Source organism: Micromonospora sp. NBC_00858, assembly GCF_045207365.1.
Classification (GTDB): Bacteria; Actinomycetota; Actinomycetes; order Mycobacteriales; family Micromonosporaceae; genus Micromonospora.
The window spans coordinates 3,291,448-3,311,425 of sequence record NZ_CP108828.1; the positions used below are offsets into that span (position 1 = coordinate 3,291,448).

Consider the following 19,978-nt stretch of genomic DNA (forward strand, 5'->3'; position numbering starts at 1 on the left):
CGCGATCGTGGCTCCTCGCCGCAGGCGTCTAGTCACCCATAGCTCTCTTCGCCCTACCGGAAGCCGCTGTCGACCCGGCGGTGCATCTGGCCGTAGGGGGTAGACCGCGGCGGCGGCGGTAACCACCTCGCTGGGCGTGACCTTAAACGTCGACAGCGCCTGTCGGAAGAACCGTCGGGCCGCGTCGGCATCGCGGCGTGCCGAGACGAGCACGTCGATGACTTTCCGTGCTGGTCGACCGCCCGGTACACGTGCCGCCAAACCCCGTTCACCTTGACGTACGTCTCATCAACGAACCACCTGTCGCCTGGTGAGTGCCGGCAGAACCGGGCGGCGTCGGCCAGCAGCAGGGTGAATCGCTGCACCCACCGGTAGATGGTGACGTGATCGACCTCGGCGCCACGTTCGGCCAGCAACTCGTCAACGTCGCGATAGGACAGGTTGAACCGCAGATACCAGCGGACCGCGACCACGATCACCTCGGTCGGGAACCGGAACCCGGCGATCGCCGACCTCGGAGGCAGCCATGGGCCAGGACGGGTCGATGACTTCACTGCTCAAGTCTGCCTCGATCTTGCCAACGCTCAATGCAACGGCGCCGAACCGCCCGGGTGGGGCCGAGGAAGACCGTCACAACCAGCCCGTTCCTTCGGCGTTTGCCCGGCGGAGGCGGGGGAAGACCCGGCCGACCGGGCCGGGCGAGTCTGCACCCGCCATGCCCGTCGTCCGGCAGTACTGGCGATGCCGGGAGACGCGAGGATGAGCGAGGATGACCGCAGGCAGGAGCGCCGTCCCGGCGGGCAGCCGGCCGACCGGGGCCCGCAAGGCCACCTGGGCGAAGAAGGCTCCGATGAGCCGGAAGGCGGCGGCGAAGAAGGCTAGCCGTCACCGCCACGAAGCGGGCCACCGGCGCGAGAGTGGCCAAGAGCCCCGGCGAGAAGCCCACCCCGACCACGGCCCGCGTCGCGCGGAAGAAGGACACCTCCGCCACCACGGCCACGCCCACCCGCAGGCCGACGGCGAAGGCGGCCGCCGCGAAGAACGCCCCGCCGAAGAAGGCGCCCGCGACGAGGGCCGCGGCGAAGAAGGCGGCGGCGAAGAAGGCGGCGGCGAAGAAGGCCGCGGCGACCCGGGCTCGCACCACGTCCGCCACCAGGGCCCCGGCCAAGAAGGCGACCACCATGGAGTCGTTCGGCAGCCGGCGTGCGGCGCGCAAGACCTGAGCACCAACGGCAGTGCCGGGTACGGAGGGTAGGTCCCCCGTACCCGGCACGCCCTCCGCTTACAGCTCGCGAACCCTGACGTCGCGGATCTCGATCAGGTCGTTGGTGCCGTGGTTCTGCAACCCGATGTACCCGCTGAGGAACTGCCGCAGGTCCGTGGGCGGGTCGCCCTGGCGGGACGACGCCTTGCCCGGGGTGTTGTCGAACTCGTTGATCACCACACCGTTCCGGATGATTGTGTAGTGCTGGCCGACCACCCGGATCTCGTAGTCGTTCCACTGGCCCTTCGGGGTCGCCCCCGCCTGGTCCAGCCCGTTCGGGTCGAAGTTGTAGATCGAACCGGTCTTCTGCGGTTCACCGGTGGGTCCGTCGTAGATCTGGATCTCGTGACCGCAGTAGATGGCGACCCACGCCTCCGAGCTCCGGGCCGAGCCGAACGTGCCGCAGCTGCCCTCCGTCCGCTCGGCCAGCGGCGTCCTCGGGTCCGGGAACCGGACGAAGGCGCCGCTGTTGGCGTAGACGCTGCCGGCGGAGACGTCCCTGAACTGCATCCGCAGCGAGAAGTCGGCGAACTCGTCCTTGGCGTACCAGAGCATGCCCAGCCCGCCGGAGCTGCGGATCGACCCGTCCGGCCGGAGCGCGAACGATCCGCCCGGTGCTTGTCGCCAGTCGGCGAGGGAACCCGCCGTTCCGTCGAAGATGGGCTGGTAGCCGGCGACCTTGCCGATCTCCGACTGCGCCGCCGCCCGGTTCAGCGTCGTCGCCTCACGGTTGTCGACGACGCCGTCCGCCCGCAGGTCGTTGACCACGTCGCTGACGTGGCTGACGAACTGGCCGTGGTTGGACCACATCCGCTCGTCGTCGATCAGGTCGTTGATGGTGCAGCCGCCGCCGGCCTGGTGGTTGGCCACGCCGGTGTCGGTGTCGAGCATCCGCACCGTCTGCCGGCCGCCGGGCGCGGCGCACCCGACGACGACCTGGACCGTGCCGGTGGCGACCTCGCCGTTGGCGTAGGTGACCTTCACCGTCGCCTGGTAGGTGCCGTAGTCCGCGTACCTGTGGGTGGGCTTCGCCTCGTGTGACGGCGCGCTGCCGTCACCGAAGTTCCACTCCCACTTCAGGCCACCGGTCCGGGCATTGGAGAAGGCGATCGTCTTCGGGTTGCTCTGCGCCACCGCCCGCGCCGTGGCGTCGTTCGGGTTCGGCGTCGCCGGGCCGCCCTGGTAGGCGATCCGGATCAGCTTCTGGTTGGGGTGCAGGCTGAAGAACCCGCCGGCGTAGTCGAGCATGTACAGCGCACCGTCGGGTCCGAACTTGGCGTCCATCCAGGACTGGAGCTGGGTGGTGCCGCTGCCCGAACGGATGATGCTGCGCAGGTCCTCGGCGAAGGCCGGCGGCCCGTGGCTGTCGACCTTGCTCGGGTCGACGGTGACCGCGATCCGGTTGTTGGCGTTGGACTGGTCACCGATGAACCACTTGTTGTCCCAGTATGCCGGCCACGCCACGCCGCTGGCGGTGTCGACGTTCTCCCGCTGGTAGGTCGGGCCATCCATGATGGCCTGCCCGCCGCCCTTGAGGTACGGCTGGGTGAAGGTCTCCTGACCCGCCTGGTACGTCGGCAGGCCGCTCCCGTCGGTGCGCTTCGGGTAGACCGGCCCACCGCCCTGCGGCGAGTACCAGATCATGTTGTCCCGCGCCGGCGGGATGTTGACCAGACCGGTGTTGCGAGGGGACTCGTTCTTCAGGTTGTCGCAGTCGTACCAGCCGGTCAGCACTGTGGCGTCGACGTTGCTGCGGTCCCGGTAGGGCTGCCGGTTGCCCATGCAGTACGGCCAGCCCTGGTTGCCAGCGGAGGTGATGATGGTCGCCGTCTCGTACTTGGCCGGGCCGAGGTTCGGGTCCGGGCCACCGGCGTCCGGGCCGACCCACGCCGCGGTGAGCCAGTCGTTGACCGGGTCCCAGGCGATCCGCGCGATGTTGCGGACGCCCATCACGTAGATCTCCGGGCGGGTCATGCCGCCGCCCTGCTCCTTGCCGGTGAACAGGTTGCCGGCCGGCACGGTGTACGTACCGTCGGGCTCCGGGTGGATGCGGAGGATCTTGCCGTTCAGGTCGTTGGTGTTGCCGGAGGTACGCCGGGCGTCCTGGAACGACACGCCCTTGTACTCCTGCGTCCAGTTGTTGCCGGCGTAGCCGTTGGAGCCGCCGGAGGAGTTGCTGTCTCCGCTACCGATGTAGAGGTTGCCGGACTCGTCGAAGGTCATCCCGCCGCCCGCGTGGCAGCAGCTGTGAATCTGTGTGTCCCAGTGCAGCAGGTCCTTGCGGGTGCCCTGGTCGAGGGACTGCTTCGCCGCGTCGTAGGTGAACCGGGAGACGGTCCGCTGGCCGATCCGCCGGTCCCGGTCGATCGACTCGTGCGGCATCCAGTAGGCGTACACCCAGCCGTTCTGGGCGAACTTCGGATCCAGGGTGATGCCGACCAGGCCCTCCTCGTTCTTGACCAGCTCGCTGCCGCTGCCCCGGTTGCCCATCACTGCGAGGGTGGTCAGCAGTTTGACCTGCTTGGTCTTCGGGTCCCACTGGTGGATCGTGCCGCAGCCGAGGCCGACCTTCGGGTCGTCCCAGTTGACGACCGGCCCGGACGCGCAGGCCGCCTTGCCGATGTAGAACACCTTGCCGTCCGGCGCGACGGTCAGGCCGTGCGGCTCGCCGATCTGGTCGAGCTGCCCGGGCTGGTTGGTGGTGGTGAGCCGCTCGATGCGGTAGTTCGACGCGATGGTCGCCTGGCAGTCACCGCGCACCATGCCGGTGGTCCACTGGATGGCGCCGACCAGGTGGCTCTGGAACTTCGTGTCGCTCGTCCAGCTGGCCTCGGTGCGACCCATCCCGGTGTAGAAGGACCGGCCGCCGTCGTAGTCCTGACACCAGGAGATCGGGTGGAACGCGCCGTTGCCGCTCAGCCCCGGGTTGTAGGTCCCCTCCTCGACCTGGGCTAGGGTGTGCACCCGGCCGGTCGGGCTCGGGTCCCAGTTGATCCACTGGTCGGAGCGGGTCAAGGTCAGCGGCTGCCCCTTGTTCGCTGGGTGCTGACGGTCGGTGAAGTCCACCACGGCCTGCTGCACCGTGGTGTCCGGGGCCGGTCCGGCGTCCGGGCCGATCAGCCACAGCTCGGCGAGCTGGATCAACGGCTCGCCGCCGTTGGCCGTGATGTTCAGCCGGTAGTGCTGGTACGCCGTGGTGTTGGTGAAGCTGTATTGCTTGGTCTGGAACCGCTGGGGGAAGGACTCCCCGCTGCGCGTGTCCAGGTCCGTCCAGGTGGTGCCGTCCTGGGAGCCCTGCAGGGTCCAGTTCTTCGGGTCCCGGCCGGGGAAGTCGTTGGCCGAGGTCAGCGCGTAGCGGCTCACCACGACCGGCTTCGCCAGCTTTGCCGCGAGCCAGCCGGTCGGGTTGAAGGTGAGCCACTTGGTGCCGGTCGACCCGTCGATCGCCTTCGCGGCGGTCTCGTTCGGCGCGTTCTCGGCGCTCGCGGTGGCGGAGACGGGCTTCTCGGCGTTCGGCAGGCTGGCGGCCGGCCGGGTGCCGATCAGGCCGGTGAACCAGGCCGAGCTGGGCTGCGCGCGGGCGGCGTCGTGCACACCGACGAACCCGCCGCCACCCTTGACGTACGCCTGGAACGCGGCCTCCTGGGCGTCGTTGAGCGTCACCCCGTTGGCGGAGAGGAACACCAAGCCCCGGTACCGGGACAGGTTACCGAAGGTGAAGATACCGGGGTCACTGGAGTCGTCGACGGAGAATCCGTGGTCCGCGCCGAGGCTCCGGATCGCGGTGACGGCCCGGTTGACCGGGTCGTCCTGCTGGGCCACCGGACCGTGGAACACCAGCACCTTGACCGCCGCGGCGGCCTCGGCGGCCGCGGCCTTGACCGGGGTTGGGCTCGCGGCCTGGGCGGGCAGACCCAGCACGCCGAGGGCCAGCGCGGCGCTCGACGCGAGGGCACCGGCGCGGCGCAGGGCCCGCCGTCGGGCAGGCGGTGGTGGGGTGGCCGTCGAGTCGGACCGTAGCCGTCGTCCGACCCAGCGGGATAACCGGAAATGGCGTCCTTGAGCCATCTCGACTCCTCTTCAGGTTGGGATGTGGCGGACATGCGCTGCCGAGCGGTCGTGCCGGGATCGACCGGACACCGGTGTGTGGGACCACCGGCGACGCCCGGACGGGTTGGGGGTGGGTGCGGGGACGTTGCGGCGGACTGGTGGATGGCTGGGGAACCCGCCGTGGGCGCGGGGTCCCGCCGGTGGCTGCTGGTCCGCCGACAGACCAGCAGCCACCGGCCCGGTCACCGGCGCGGTGGCGCCGGTGCTCAGTTGTGCTGGTGTTCGCCGGTATCGGTGGCGGCACCGGTGCCGGCGGCGGTCGCCGGGTGGGAGTGGTCGTGGCCCGGGGGCATCGCCCCGGACTCGTCCAGGACGTGCAGCATCGTCGACATGCCGCCGTCGGAGTGGAACTGCATGTGGCAGTGCAGCATCCAGTGCCCCGGCCCGACGGAGTCGCCCGCCGCCACCTGGAACCCGAACGAGTCGCCCGGCCCGAGCGGCTTGTTGTCGATGACCGGGACGCTGTCGGCGAACGGTTCCCCGTTGCTCACCAGGCCGGTCCGGGTGTCCGCCCAGGAATGCCCGTGCAGGTGGAAGGTGTGCATGTCGTTGCCGATCCCGACGACGATGAACTCCACCTTCTCCCCCTTGCGGGCGACCAGGCAGGTCGGGCCGGGCTGCGGGTTCTGCGCGTCGCAGGTGTCAGTGGCCGCGCCGCGGCGCAGGTTGATGCTCTGCCGGTCACCGAAGACCACGGTGTAGGTGCGGTCGGGCTTCGGGTCGCCGGGTCGGCGTACCACCAGCCCGCCGAAGAGTCCCGCGCCGAGGCCCTGGGTGCCGTGCGGGCCGCCCACCACGTGATCGTGGTACCACCAGTAGCCGGCCGTGCCCGGCGACCCGGTCTTCCTGTTCCGCTGCTGGGCGAACCAGGTGTACGTGCGTGACTCGCCGGGCGGGACGAACGAGCCGCTCTGCACGGTGCCGTCGGAGAGCTGGGTGTACTTGACCCCGTGCACGTGCAGCGACACACCCAGCGGGTGCGCCGGGTCGGTGCGCAGCTGCTCCAGCGTCGCGGCGGGTACCAGGTTGTGCAGGGTGATGGCGAGGCACTCCCCCTCCATCATCTCCATGGTCGGCCCCGGGTAGGAGGCGGTCTGCGGGCTGGTGCCGTAGCCGAGCCGGATCTGGGTGCCATCCCTGGGTAACTCCACCGCGTAGAGCTGCATGCTGCGGTCCGGCTTGACGCAGCCCTCCGGCCGCTCCGCCGAGAGCACGCCGGTGCCGGCGATCGCCAGGCCGCCCGCGCCGACCAGGGTCAGCAGCACGGTCGCCGCCACCACCAGCAGCCGGCGGGTGCTCGACCGCGGGCGGCGGGGGTCGGCCGAGTGGCCCTCCTCAGCCGCCGCTGCGCCCTCGGGCGGCGGAGCGTCCTCGATCGGCGGAGCGTCCTCGGTGAGCCGCCAGGCCGTCACCGCTCACCCCGCAGGTCGACCATCCGCTGGTAGCTGCGCTCGGCGGCGCCCAGCGAGCCGGGCGGGTTGGGCTGCGCGTTCGGCCCGGTGTCCTGCTCCCACAGGTAGGTGAACCGTCCGCCCCCGTCGAGCTCTGTGAAGAACTCCGCGAACGGGATCACCCCGGCGCCGAACTCCACATCCAGGTACGAGTTGCCCTGCTGAGGGTCGGGCAGTGGGACGCCGTCCTTGACGTGGAACAGCGGGTAGCGGTGCGGGTGGGCGTTGACGTAGTCGACCGGGCGGAAGCCCGGATACTTCCGCGCCCCGCCGTACGCCCACAGGATGTCCATCTCCAGGAACACGTACCGCGGGTCGGTGAGCTCCAGGAACAGGTCGTAGAGCCGCACGTCGGGCCGGTCGGTCGCGAAGCTGAACTCGATGGTGTGGTTGTGCTGGTAGAGCTTGATCCCGCGGGCCGTGGCGGCGGCGCCCCACGCGTTGAACTCCGCCGCGGCCGCCTGGTAGCCGGCGATGGTGCGGTTGCCGGTCGGCGCGGACGCGGTGCCGATCGCCGACATGCCGAGCGTCTCGGCGGCGTCCAGCTCCCACTCCAGGTTGGTGCGGAAGTCACCCAGCCCACGGTGGCTGCCCGCCGCCTTCAGCCCGTTGTCGTCGAGCAGCTGCCGGATCTGCTCCGGAGTGATCGGGCCGACGTTGCCCTGGGTGTAGCCGGCGAACTCCACCTCCCGGTAGCCGATGCGGGACAGCTCCTCGAAGACCGCCGCGAAGCCGAGCTGGGCGATCTTGTCGCGGACGCTGTAGAGCTGGATGCCCAGATGCCCCTGCGGGATCAGGCGGCCGCTCGATTCGCCCGCCGCGACGGCCGGCAGCGCGCCGGCGAGGCTCGCCGCGCCGACCGCGACGGTGGATCCGGCGAGGCCGCGGAGCAGCGCCCGGCGGTCGATCCTGTTCTTCGCCATGGTGTTGTGGTCCTTTCGCTCGGTCAGCAGCAACTGGTGGAGGCGGACGGCATCCCGTCCGGGCAGCACGGGCTCAGCGGCGCGATCCGGACGTTGCGGAAGCTGACGACATCGGCGGTGCCGTGGTTCTGCAGGCCGATGTAGCCGCGGGCGCTCTGCCGTCCGGCCCCGCCCGGGTCATCCGCGCGGGGCGGGCTGAACACGGCTTCCGGGGTGTTGACGTACTCGTTGATCAGCTCGCCGTTGCGGTAGACCGAGTAGTGCTGCCCCACCACCCGGATCTCGTAGTCGTTCCAGGTGCCCTTCGGGGTGACCCGCGCGCCGGCCAGGTCGACCCGGTCGAACCCGTACACCGACCCGCTCTTGTACTGGTCGCCGTCGGGCCGGTCGTAGATCTGCAGTTCGTGGCCGTACTTGATGGCCACCCACTCGGGCCGGGACTCGGCCGGGTGCCCGTGCACGTCCGGGAAGCGGACGAAGACTCCGCTGTTGGCGCGACCGTCGCCGGGCGCGTCGTCGCGCCACTGCAGCTTTAGCGAGAAGTCCCCGTACGTCGCCGTGGGCAGCCAGAGCATGCCGAGGCCGGCGACCGGGCGACTGGTGATCGACCCGTCAGCGTCGCGGGTGAAGCCGCCCGCCCCGACGTGCTCCCACCGGTTGAACGACGCCGCCGAGGTGTCCAGCAGTGGCTGGTAGCCGCTCTTGTCGTCCGACTTGCCGACGCCCGAGCGGGCGGCGGCGCTGGCCAGGCGGCCGTGCTCCTTGTGGTCGATCACGCCCAGGTGGTGCAGGTGCTCGGCGACATCGGTGACGTGCTTGACGAACTGGCCGTGGTTCGGCCAGGCCCGCTCGTCCTGGATGGCGTTGTTGATCGTGCAGGCGTCCGCGACCAGCCGGTTGGGTACGCCGCTGTCCACCGTGCCGAGCCAGACCGTCGGACGGGTGTCTGGCACCGGGCAGGCGGCAGGACCGCTGGCGACCACGGTGAAGGTGATCGAGGCGGCGCCCGAGGTGTTGCCGGCCTTGTCGGTGGCCCGATAGCTGAGCGTGCGCGCGCCCGGCTGGTCGACGGTGACCGGCGCCGAGTACCGGGCGTACGTGCCACCGTCGAGGGCGTACTCGATCCGGTCGACGCCCGAGCCCGCGTCCGCGGCGGTGAGGGTGATGGTGGCGCTGCCGAGGTAGGCGCCGGTGTCGTCCTGCTGGCCGGAGAGCGTGGCGGTGGCGGTGGGCGGGGTGGTGTCCGGGGCCGGCGGGTCGACCACGGTGAACGACACCGACTGCGCGGCCGAGGTGTTGCCGGCCTTGTCGGTGGCCCGGTAACTGACCGTGTGCTGGCCGACCTGGTTGACGGTGACCGGCGCCGGGTAGCCGGCGTACGGCTGCCCGTCCAGGGAGTACTCGATCCGGTCCACGCCGCTGCCCGCGTCGGTGGCCGAGATGGTGACCGTGGCGGACCCGACGTACGCCCCGGCGCTGTTCCGCTCGCCGGTCACCGCGGCGGTCGCGGTGGGCGGCGTAGTGTCCTGGGCCGGCGGCTCCACCACCGTGAACGACACCGACTGCGCGGCCGAGGTGTTCCCTGCCTTGTCCGTCGCCCGGTAGCTCACCGTGTGCTGGCCCGGCTGATTCACGCTCACCGGCGCCGAGTAGGCGGCGTACGCGCCGCCGTCGAGGGCGTACTCGATCCGGTCGACGCCCGACTCGGTGTCGGTGGCCGACAAGGTCACCGTCGCCGACCCCACGTACGCGCCGGCGTCGTTCCGCTGGCCGGTCACGCCGGCCGAGGCGGTGGGCGGGGTGGTGTCCGGCGCGGGCGGCCGCACCACGGTGAACGACACCGACTGCGCGGCCGAGGTGTTGCCCGCCTTGTCGGTGGCCCGGTAACTCAGCGTGTGCTGACCCGGCTGGCTCACGGTGACCGGCGCCGAGTAGCCGGCGTACGGCCCGCCGTCCAGGGAGTACTCGACCCGATCGACGCCCGACTCGGTGTCGGTGGCCGACAAGGTCACCGTCGCCGACCCCACGTACGCCCCGTTGTCGTCGCGCTCACCGGTGAGCGCGGCCGAGGCGGTGGGTGGGGTGGTGTCCGGTTTCGGGGGTTCGACCACGGTGAACGACACCGACTGCGCGGCCGAGGTGTTCCCCGCCTTGTCGGTGGCCCGGTAACTCACCGTGTGCTGACCCGACTGGCTCACCGTGACCGGCGCTGAGTAGCCGGCGTACGGCCCGCCGTCCAGGGAGTACTCGACCCGGTCGACACCGGACTCGGTGTCGACAGCGGTGAGGGTGACGGTGGCGGTGCCGACGTACGCGCCGGCGCCGTCGCGCTGGCCGGTGACCGCGGCGGTCACGGTCGGCGGGGTGGTGTCCGGGGCCGGCGGCTCCACCACCGTGAACGACACCGACTGCGGCGTCGAGGTGTTTCCCGCCTGGTCGGTGGCCCGGTAGGTCAGCGTGTGCGAGCCCGGCTGGTTCACGGTGACCGGCGCCGAGTAGGTGCCGTAGGTCCCGCCGTCCAGGGAGTACTCGACCCGGCTCACTCCCGATCCGCTGTCGGTCGCCGACAGCGTCACCGTCGCCGCGCCCAGGTAGGCGCCGTTGCCGTCGCGCTCACCGGTGACCGCGGCCGCCACGGTCGGCGGGGTGGTGTCCGAGTTGCCACCGGTGACGACCAGGAGCCCGGTCATTCCGCCGTGGCCGGGGATCGCGCAGAAGTAGCGGTAGGTGCCCGGGGAGAGGACCACGTCGACGGTCCATCGGCCGCCGTTGGCGTCCGTCGGATCGGCCAGGATGTTCACGTCGACGTCGCTGTTGTACGCCGGGTTGCCGGTGTCGAACGTCAGGGTGTGCTGCATGCCGGTGGTGTTGCCGGTCGCGGCGCTGTTCTCGAAGACGAGCGTCGTCGGCCCGGCGACCGCTGTGGTCGGGGCGGAGCGGTACGCCAGGAAGTTGTCACCGGCGGTCCAGGTGAGCACCTGGGCCTGCAACTGGCGCGGCGACGGCGCGACGGCGGTGGTCGACGGTTGCGGGTCGACCGGGCGCGCGCTCGCCGGCACCGCCACCAGCCCGGCGGTCACCCACACCAGGGCGGCCGTGGCGACGGCCGCGATCGATTTCCGCAAACGGCCGGCCGGGAGCCGGCCGGGAGGTGGGTATCCGTTCATCAATGCCTCTCTCCCAGGTTCGAGGCGTGCGCCGGCAGGGCAGACGTCCCCCGTCGGTGCCAGATCACCTCTTGTCGAGATATGTCGCCCGAGCGACGAATCGCGTGGCCCCCTCCTGGCCGCACGGGATCCCCGGCCGGGGCGGATGCCACGGCCGTCCGGTGTGGATGGACTCCGTCCTGGTCCGCGGGCGAGCCGGATCGCACGCGTCGTCGGACGGCGTTCAGCGTGGAGCTGATGGGGTGAGGGTTGCGCCTCGGAGCTGAGGAGGCGTCATCGAGTAGGGACGGACATCGGTCAAACCCACCGCATCTGCGGGCCACGGGTCATACCGCTGACCCGGGGTGCCATCCCTGGTTGGGTCGGTGGCCGCCGGACGTGTTGCGCCGCCTGGGGCCATCGATCGAGACTCACCGCGCCGTCGGTTAATCTCGATGAAACATATTGATGGTTACGGACACTACTAAGTTGGTTTCGAGGTGTCCAGAGCTTTCGTCGCCCCCGGCTCTACTTTTCTATAAAGCGACGAAAGTCGCCAGCGTTGCCGACCACAAATGCGTTACACCAGGTCAGACATCCATATCGAACGATGAATTGGTGGGGAGGGTCAGGTGCGCCTGCACGTGGGTTGCGCTCTGTGGACACACAAGTCCTGGCAGGGGCGCTTCCTGGCGCACCCGCTGCCGGCCCACGAGCGGCTACGCGCCTACGCCGGCCGCGTGCACCGCGGTCAAGGGGAACACCACCTTCTACGCCACCCGGGCATGGGAGACGGTGGCGTCGTGGGCGCGGCAGACCGACCCCGACTTCCGGTTCGTGCTCAAGCCGCCGAAGGTCGTCACCCACGAACGCCGACTCACCGGCGCCGAGGAGGAGGACCGGGTCTTCCTGGACGCGATCGAACCCCTCGGCCCAGGAGCCCACGCCCTCTGGATCCAGCTTCCGGGCTCATTCCGCCCCGCCGACGTACCCGCGCTGGCTCGATTCCTACGCGGGCCGCCGACCGACCACCGGTACGCCGTGGAGGTCCGCCACCCCGTGTTCTTCGACGACCCCCGGGCAGTGCGGACGCTCGAGGAAGCGCTCGACCCGGTCGGCACGAAGTGGATCCCCTTCGACACCACCGCGTTCTTCCGCACCCCGCCGACCACCGACGCGGAACGGGAGGCGTAGACCAGGAAGCCGCGTACATCGCTGCGCACCCGCGCGCTGACCGACCGGCCCATCGTCCGGTACCTCGGCCGGGACGACCCCGCGCGGACGGTCGAGGGCTGGCAACCGTGGCTCGACGTGGTGACTGGCTGGCTGCGCGAGGAGGGCCGCTCGCCGACCATGTTCCTGCACACCCCGGACAACGCCGACGCGCCCGACCTCGCCCGCAGGGTCCACGACGAGGTCCGGGCGTGCCTGCCCGAGGTCGAGCCGCGGCCCGAGCCGACGCCGGTCGGGCCGTCGACGCTGTTCTGACCGGACGCGGCCGGCGTCGGCCAGGCGGGGGGCTCGGGGCAGCAGACGGTGCGGGTGCCGGGCACCGAGCGCACCTTGAGCCTCCGGACCGCGGTACGCGCCCAGCCCTGACCGCAGCCACACCATCCGCTCAAGACAGGCCGGCGGCGGCACCGACGCCACGCTCACTGTCCGAGATCAACTGGAACAGGGTGGTAGGGCACCGCCGTTCGAGCGGGCGAGCGGCGGGACAGTAGGTGTCCGGTCAGTGCGGCGGCGAGGCCGGCCAGCCCGGCCGCCGCGAAGCCGCCCGCCGGCACGGAGAGGTCGATCGCCACGCCGACGAGCGGGGATCCGAGCGCGAAACCAGCGCTCTGCGCTGACGATTGCAGACCTGTCGCCTCACCCCGCACGGCGGCCGGCGCCAGCCGGCTCACCGCGTCGGCCACCGTGGCAAGGGTCGGCGCGGTGAGTAGCCCGCTGCCGACGACGGCCACGCACAACCAGGGCCAGTCCTGGGCGAGCCCGGCGGGAATCGTCACAAGCCCGAGCAAGCCGAGCAGCAGCCACGTGGGCAGCGGCCGGGTCAGCGCGCCGTAGAACAGTCCGCCGACGACGGACGACACGCCGAACACCACTACGACCACGGCAGCCCAGGACACCTGACCTGCTTCTTGCAGCGTGGCGACGATGGCGAGGTCGACGCCGCTGAGCAGCGTCGTCGTGCCGAACGCCATCGTCAGCGTGGCGATCATTCCGGCGCCCAGCCACTGCCTGCGCGGGGGCCGTCCGGCCGCGCTGGCATCCGCCTCGGCATCGGCACGCACCGGGGGGTTGAGCAAGGCGATTCCGGCTCCGCCGGCCACGATCGCGGCACCGACCCCCCACGCCACCACATCGGGGGACATCGTCGCCGCACACAGGATCACCACCGCCGGGCCCACGATGTACGACAGTTCGCCCTGCACTGATTCCAGCGCAAACGCGGCCCGGCGCTGCTCCGTTGTCGTCATCGCGGCGATCGCCTGCCTGCTCACGGCCTGGGCCGGCACCATCAGCAGACCCGCCACGAAGCTGGCGACCAGCAGGAACCCATACGGCAGGATCGGTACGCTCAGCCAGAACACGACTTGCACTACGACGGTTACCAGCAGCACGGTGCGCGGGCCCCGCGAGTCGATCATGCGGCCGAGCAGCGGCCCGCCCAGCGCCACTCCGGCGGTCAGGGCCGCGGCGACCCCGCCCGCTGCCGCGTAGCTCAGCTCCAGGCCCAGCACGACATACATCGTCAGCGCCATCACGTCAGCCGTGATCGCGGCCCGGGCGAGCAGCGAAACACCCAGCAGCGATGCCATCCCTGGCACGGCTAGCACCTGTCGGTATCCGGTCACCAGCGTGACGCTAAATCATCCCTCACGTCATAAGAAGTGGGCAATTTGTTGGAGCTGGCATAATGAATGCTTATGGCCAGAGATCTTGAGACCGCGTTGCTGCGGTCGTTCGTCACCGCCGTGCGGGCGGGCAGCATCAGCCGCGCCGCGACCGCGCTCGGACATACCCAGCCCGCGCTCAGCCAGCAGTTGCGCAAGCTCGAGAGCGTTGTCGGCCATCCACTGCTTTACCGGTCGCCGTCTGGCGTCTCGCCGACCCGGGCGGGTGAGGAGCTCCTGCCGTACGCCGAACGCATTCTCTCGCTCTCCGCACAGGCACTCACCGAAACCGGACGCGCGCTTACCGGCCACTGCGTCGTCGGGTTGCTCGAAGACCTCGCCGCGTCCCAGCTTCCGCAGGCCCTCGCCGACCTCGCCCGGCTGCACCCCGGCGCGACGCTGGAGGTGCTCAGTATTTCCAGCGCCGCGATGCGGGAGGCCTACGACGCGGGCCGCGTCCAACTCGTGCTCGACGCGGTGCCGGACGTTCCCGGGCCGCCGCGCTGGACGGTACGCCGCCCGCTGGTCTGGGCGATCGGCCAGGGTGTGGACGTGGCTGCCGATCCGCTGCCGGTGGTGCTGTTCTCGAACCCGTGCTCCTGGCGTACGTCAGTGCTGGAAACGCTGGAACGTGCCGATCGGCGCTGGCGGGTGGCGTTCGAAAGCAACAGCCTGATCGGTGTGCTCGCCGCGGTACGGGCCGGGCTCGGCGTCGCGGCGCTCATGCCCGCGAACCTCGAACCGGTCATGGCCTGCCACGACGCGGACGCCCTGCCCACCCTGCCGGACGTCGAACTCGGTCTCGCACGGCACCCACGGACCGAAGGTAATCCGCTGATCGATGCCGTGGAGACCGCGTTACGTCGCATGGTCTGAGCACGAGCCCGTCGAGACCCCGAGCATGTCGTGCCCACCTTCGAACGCACGCACATCGGCTACTTGTTTCATTGACCTGCGACCGTGGCCCGGCCAGGCAGACCTCGCTGGGTGGCTCTCGAAGCACCGGGGTCGGGCACGGACAATACCGTTCGTGCCCGACCCCGGGTGCGTCAGCTCAGCCCGCGCCTACGCCTACCGGCGCGGCCGGCCGTTGCCGTCCAGCCACGGGTCCTCCGGCCGCGGCCGGTCGAACGTGGGGCGTGCCTCCGTCCAGTGGCCGCGGGTGAAGTCGGGCACCTTGACCGACTTGAAACCCTTGCCCTTCAGCGACTCGTGGCTGAGCGGGATTACCGAGCACCACGCCGCCGAGTCGTAGACGTCGATGTCCGGGGTCATGCCCAGGCGCATCAACTGGACCATCCGGAAGATGGAGATGAAGTCGCCGCCGCCGTGCCCACCGTACTGGCTGGCCAGGTTCTGCAGGGCCGGCCAGATCCAGTGGTCGTGCTGGTTCATGATCGTGCTGAAGGCACTGCCGGTCCGCCACGCGTGGTTCGTGTGACCGAGCGACTCCAGGTAGATCCGGGCGTTGTCCAGTTCCAGGGAACCCCGGGTCCCGGTGAGCGTGGTCTCCCGGCTGTACGGGTGGGGCGAGTTCACGTCGTGCTCGACCCGGATGAACCGGTCGTTGACGGTCTTGATGAAGACCTGCTTGCGGTCCCCGGAGATGTAGGGATCGTCGTCCCAGGCCGGGTGGTCCGCGCCGACCCGCGGGTCCTCCTCGCGGAACAGGGCCAGCGCCTTGGGCCGCGAGGCGACCGCGACGAGTTCGTCGAAGCGGTCGCCTCGGTTGATGTCCAGGCAGGCCGAGACCGGCCCGAGCCCGTGCATCGGGTAGTGGGCGGCGTTCATCCGGGTTTGCCAGCGCCGCCGCCAGTGCTCCGGGTAGTAGGCACCCCCGAAGGTGTACGGCCAGCGCAGGTCGTGGACGTATCCACCGGAGGCGTGCTGCAACTCGCCGAAAAGCCCCGCCTTGGCCATGTTGAACATCTGCATCTCGGGGCGGAAGTAGTTCACGTTCTCCAGCAGCATGCAGTGCTTGCCGGTGCGCTCGGAGGTGCGGACCAGGTCCCAGATGTCGTCCAGGTGCGGCGCGATCGGCAGCTCGATGGCAACGTGCTTGCCGTGCTCCATAGCCGCCTTGGCCATCGGGTGGTGCCACTCCCACGGCGTGGCGATATAGATCAGGTCGATATCGTCACGGCGGACGAGCCGCTCGAAGTCCTCCTCGCCGTTGGAGTAGCCGACCGGCTCCTTGTCCTGGAAGCCCTGGGCCATGACTCGGCTGATGGTCTCCGCGACGTGGTCGGGCCGGATGTCGCAGACCGCGGTGATCGTGGAGACGGCGGCCCACCGCATGGCCTGGTCTCCGCCGCGGTTGCCAAGGCCGATGATGCCGACGCGCACCTCGTCGAAGCCCTCAAAGGGCACGTTGGCCATGGACTTCTCTTTGCCCTTGATCCGGGCAGGTTCGGCCGCGGGCGCCGCACTGGCCGCCGCGCCCGGCAGTAGGGCACCGCCCAGTCCGGCCGCGGCGCCCAGCGCGCCCACGCCCTTCAGGACGTTGCGACGCGACGGGTGGGATCTGGCCGCCTCGGTGGACTCGCTCGGGATGGCTTCGTTGGGACTCACGTGGATCAGCTCCTCTGCGGGAATGTGACGTGTCACGCGAAATTTCAAGCAGTATCGATCACTCCACTTGCGAGCGCAATGGTCGATCAGAGATCTTCTGCTTGAAGGTGATCGTTTGGCGCACGATCCTGGCACGATTGCTTAACCATGCCGGCCGACGCGGGGAGTCAGTCAGCGCCGGACCACCCGGGCCCGGCTACCTCCGGCACCCTGGCCCGGGTGCCCAGCGGTCAGCCGTCGAGGATGACCGACCGGGACAGATTGCGCGGCTGATCGGGGTCGAGCCCTGCTGCCCCGGCTCGCAGCAGGCACAACTGTTGGACGCGGACCAGATCGGCGAGCGGATCCACCTCGGACCACTCGAAGTGTCCGCCGGTGGCCCGGACCTGGTCCGCCAGGCCGACGGGAACCTCTCCGAGCGCCCAGACGACTCGGCCGGGCCCGGTGATGCTGAGCGGACCGTGCCGGTACTCCATGGCGGGGTAGGACTCGGTCCACAGTTGGGTCGTCTCGCGTAGCTTCAGGGCCGCCTCGTGCGCGAGCCCGACCGTCCAGCCGCGTCCGAGGAAGGTGATCTGGTCGGCCGTCGCGGCCGGGCTCGTCGCGTCGACGCCACGGTCGAGAACCTGCCGTGCCTGTTCGGCGACCGGACGTAGGTCGTGACCGAGGGCCGCCCGCAACAGCGCGAGCGTGGTCGTCGCGAAGCGGGTCTGTACGACCGAACGCTCGTCGACGTCGCTGAGCACGACCGGACGGGCCATGCTCACCGCCGGGGATGTCGCGTCGGCGGTGATGACGGTGCTCGGCGCGCTGTCCCGGCGCTGCTTGAGGACGTCGAGCACCTCGGTCGTGGTGCCCGAGCGGCTAATGCAGAGCACCCGGTCGTAGCCACGGCCGAGTTGGTGTTCACTGGCCGGCCACGCGTCGGTGATGCCCTCGCCGGCGTTCTCGCGCAGGGCCGCGTAGGCCTGGGCGACGAATAGCGATGTTCCACATCCGAGCACCGCGACTCGCTCGCCGGGCTGCGGAAGGTCCATCGCCACGGACGGCAGCACGTCCAAGACACGGAGCCAGTCATCCGGCTGGGTCTTGATCTCGGCCGCCAGGAAGGTTCCTTCACTCATCGGGTGCCTCGTCCTCGTGGTTCATGCGAGCGGGTTTGGAGAGCCTCCAGAATGGAGCGATCTGATCAAGTCTGTCAAGAAAGTCACGGAATCAGTCAGGAACACGCATCGAGGCCCGGGAGGGACCGTCCACGACCGGAGCAGCAGTTACAGCGGAAGGCCTTGACGTTGCTCGGGGCGGCAACGCAGAATTCCCCCCAGCGGCGGCTTGATCGTGGAAGATTCCGACCAGAACCGGTCACGAACGATCACAGCCAGCCAGGATTCCGATCACGACTTTGGCGATGTCCTTGCGCCGGTGGAGGCGGATATGAAGAGATTCGTGCGTTCGTGGGCAGCCGTAGCGGTTGCCGGCCTGGCGCTGACAGGTTGCGGGTTCGGCGGCGATGACGGGCAGAGTGAGGGCGGCAGCACGCTGTCGTTCCTTGTGCCCAGCTACAGCGACGGCACCAAGGCGCTCTGGGAGGGCATCATCGCCGACTTTGAGGCGGCTCACCCGGACATCAACGTGGAGCTCGAGATCCAGTCCTGGGACAACATCAACGATGTTGTCCGTACCAAGGTCCAGTCGAACGCTGCACCGGACATCCTCAACATCGACGCCTTCTCCGGTTTCGCGGCGGACGACCTGTTGTACTCCGCAGACGAAGTGGTCTCGGCGAACACCAGGGCGGACTTCCAGCAGTCCTTTGCGGACAACGCCTCGATCGACGGCACTATGTACGGCCTGCCACTGATCGCCTCGGCCCGCACCATGCTCTACAACACCGAACTGTTCGAGCGGGCCGCCGTCGCGGCACCGCCGAAGACGTGGGACCAGTTGCTCGACGCGGCGAAGAAGGTGGCCGGTCTCGGCGACGGCGTCTACGGCTACGGCATGCCGCTGGGCAGCGAGGAGGCCCAGGCGGAGACTTCAATCTGGACCTTCGGCAACGGCGGATCGTGGACCAACGGGTCGACCATCGCGGTCAACACCCCCGCGAACCTCGAAGCCGTCACGTTCATGAAACGGATGATCGACGAAAAGGCCACCCAGCCCGACCCCGGGGCGTCCGACCGGACCCCCATGCTGGACGTGTTCATCCAGGGCAAGATTGGCATGGTGGTGGCGCTCCCGCCAACCGTCAGGCAGATCGCGGAGAAGAACCCGAGCCTCAAGTACGCGAGCGCGCCGATTCCCACCAAGGACGGTCAGCCGATGACCCTCGGGGTCGCCGACCACCTGATGGCGTTCAAGAACGAGGGTGACAAGCAGGAAGCGCTCAAGACCTTCCTGGACTACGTGTTCAGCGCACCGGTCTACACGAAGTTCGTCGACACCGAGGGATTCCTGCCCACCACCAAGTCCGGTGCAGCGGCGCAGGCGGGCAAGACGGAGATCGCGAGCTTCCTCGAGGTCCTGCCGAACGCCAGGTTCTACCCCAGCACGAACCCGCAATGGGCGGCGACCCAGGGCGCGATGCAGAGCCTGATGGGACAGATTGGGCAGGGCAAGGATCCCAGGGCGGTGCTGGATGAAATTCAGGCCAAGGCCAACGGCTAGCCTGCGCGGTTAACGAATGATGACCAACCAACTGGTGGAAGTGCCGGCACCCGCGGTCTCGGCGCGTCGTCAGGCACGCCGGGACCTGGTGGCGGCACTTCCATGGCTGTTGCCGACGCTGACGCTGATTGTCACTATCGTCCTGTTCCCGGCCGGCTATCTGGTCTGGACCTCGACCCGGGACGTGTCGCCAGTCGGGGTCGACCGCGGCTCGGCCGGGCTCGACAATTATGTGACGCTGTTCGACTCCCCCGCGTTGGGCAGGGTGCTGCTCAACACCGCGATATGGGTGGTCGGCGTCGTCGTGGTGACGCTGCTCGTCTCGATGGCGCTCGCGCAATTCCTTGACAAGGCCTTCCCTGGACGCCGACTGGTTCGACTCGCGGTCATCGTTCCGTGGGCGGCCAGTGTCGTGATGACGTCTACCGTCTTTTACTACGGACTCGATCCCTTTTACGGCGTCATGAACCAGTTCCTGGTCGACCTCGGGATTTTGGATACCGGGTTCGGCTTCACCCGACAGCCGGTGCCGGCCTTCCTGGTGGCCATGGGAGTGGCGGTGTTCGTCTCGCTGCCGTTCACCACGTACACGATCCTCGCCGGGCTGCAGATGGTGCCGCGCGAGGTGGTGGAAGCCGCCTCAGTGGACGGCGCCGGCTCGGTGCGGACCTACTGGAGCGTGATCTTCCCGGTCCTGCGGCCAGCGATCGCCGTCGCCGTGCTGATCAACATCATCAACGTCTTCAACTCGCTGCCCATCCTCCGCACGCTGACCGGCAGCATTCCCGGGTACGACGCAGACACCACCACTACGTTGATCTTCAAATACATCCAGCAGGACCGCCAGGTCGAGACGGCGAGCGCACTGAGTGTCGTGAACTTCGTCATCGTCCTCGCGGTCATCGGTATCTACCTCCGGGTTGTCCGGCCGATGAGGGACGAGTGAGCC

At 69.5% G+C, this 19,978-nt stretch carries 11 protein-coding genes and 2 pseudogenes; 5 read left to right on the plus strand and 8 right to left on the minus strand.

From position 1 onward, the window contains the following. Positions 1–96: 96 nt before the first annotated feature. Positions 97–524, minus strand: a pseudogene (locus OG990_RS15385) (IS6 family transposase); the annotation flags it as partial. Between the two features lie 393 nt (positions 525–917). Between OG990_RS15385 and OG990_RS15390 the strand changes: the two are divergent. Continuing rightward, positions 918–1,223: a hypothetical protein gene (locus OG990_RS15390; RefSeq protein ID WP_406081115.1), complete on the plus strand. Its 306-nt coding sequence runs from the start codon at positions 918–920 to the stop codon at positions 1,221–1,223. Between the two features lie 59 nt (positions 1,224–1,282). Here the strand turns inward: OG990_RS15390 and OG990_RS15395 are convergent, their stop codons facing one another. From OG990_RS15395 to OG990_RS15410, 4 genes are all read right to left on the minus strand, one after another. Further along, positions 1,283–5,332, minus strand: coding sequence for a ThuA domain-containing protein (locus OG990_RS15395; protein ID WP_406081116.1), 4,050 nt, complete (start codon positions 5,330–5,332; stop codon positions 1,283–1,285). A gap of 248 nt (positions 5,333–5,580) precedes the next feature. After that, complete coding sequence (locus OG990_RS15400) at positions 5,581–6,786, minus strand: multicopper oxidase domain-containing protein (RefSeq protein WP_406081117.1); 1,206 nt, start codon at positions 6,784–6,786, stop codon at positions 5,581–5,583. Continuing rightward, positions 6,783–7,748 (minus strand): sugar phosphate isomerase/epimerase family protein, encoded by a 966-nt coding sequence (locus OG990_RS15405; RefSeq protein ID WP_406081118.1) that lies wholly within the window; start codon positions 7,746–7,748, stop codon positions 6,783–6,785. The genes OG990_RS15400 and OG990_RS15405 overlap by 4 nt, the downstream gene beginning before the upstream one ends. Positions 7,749–7,771: 23 nt before the next feature. Further along, complete coding sequence (locus OG990_RS15410) at positions 7,772–10,915, minus strand: OmpL47-type beta-barrel domain-containing protein (RefSeq protein WP_406081119.1); 3,144 nt, start codon at positions 10,913–10,915, stop codon at positions 7,772–7,774. 635 nt (positions 10,916–11,550) lie between these two features. Here OG990_RS15410 and OG990_RS15415 point away from each other — a divergent pair. Beyond that, a pseudogene (locus OG990_RS15415) lies at positions 11,551–12,382 on the plus strand (DUF72 domain-containing protein). A 164-nt stretch (positions 12,383–12,546) separates the two neighbouring features. On the opposite strand, the gene OG990_RS15420 reads toward OG990_RS15415, so the two are convergent. Continuing rightward, the gene (locus OG990_RS15420; RefSeq protein ID WP_406081121.1) at positions 12,547–13,716 is read right to left on the minus strand and encodes an MFS transporter; all 1,170 of its coding nucleotides are present in this window, start codon (positions 13,714–13,716) and stop codon (positions 12,547–12,549) included. Between the two features lie 108 nt (positions 13,717–13,824). Here OG990_RS15420 and OG990_RS15425 point away from each other — a divergent pair, with 108 nt between their 5' ends. Next, positions 13,825–14,667 (plus strand): LysR family transcriptional regulator, encoded by an 843-nt coding sequence (locus OG990_RS15425; RefSeq protein ID WP_406081122.1) that lies wholly within the window; start codon positions 13,825–13,827, stop codon positions 14,665–14,667. A 195-nt stretch (positions 14,668–14,862) separates the two neighbouring features. On the opposite strand, the gene OG990_RS15430 is transcribed toward OG990_RS15425, so the two are convergent. Together OG990_RS15430 and OG990_RS15435 are read right to left on the minus strand one after the other, a co-directional pair. Further along, complete coding sequence (locus tag OG990_RS15430) at positions 14,863–16,362, minus strand: Gfo/Idh/MocA family oxidoreductase (RefSeq protein ID WP_328415321.1); 1,500 nt, start codon at positions 16,360–16,362, stop codon at positions 14,863–14,865. Positions 16,363–16,592: 230 nt separating this feature from the next. After that, positions 16,593–17,486 (minus strand): SIS domain-containing protein, encoded by an 894-nt coding sequence (locus OG990_RS15435; protein ID WP_406081124.1) that lies wholly within the window; start codon positions 17,484–17,486, stop codon positions 16,593–16,595. Between the two features lie 214 nt (positions 17,487–17,700). Between OG990_RS15435 and OG990_RS15440 the strand changes: the two genes are divergently transcribed. Both OG990_RS15440 and OG990_RS15445 read left to right on the plus strand, forming a co-directional pair. Further along, positions 17,701–19,029 (plus strand): extracellular solute-binding protein, encoded by a 1,329-nt coding sequence (locus OG990_RS15440; RefSeq protein WP_406081126.1) that lies wholly within the window; start codon positions 17,701–17,703, stop codon positions 19,027–19,029. Between the two features lie 16 nt (positions 19,030–19,045). Next, positions 19,046–19,975, plus strand: a complete 930-nt coding sequence (locus OG990_RS15445; protein ID WP_406081127.1) for a carbohydrate ABC transporter permease — start codon at positions 19,046–19,048, stop codon at positions 19,973–19,975. The last annotated feature ends 3 nt before the right edge of the window (positions 19,976–19,978 follow it).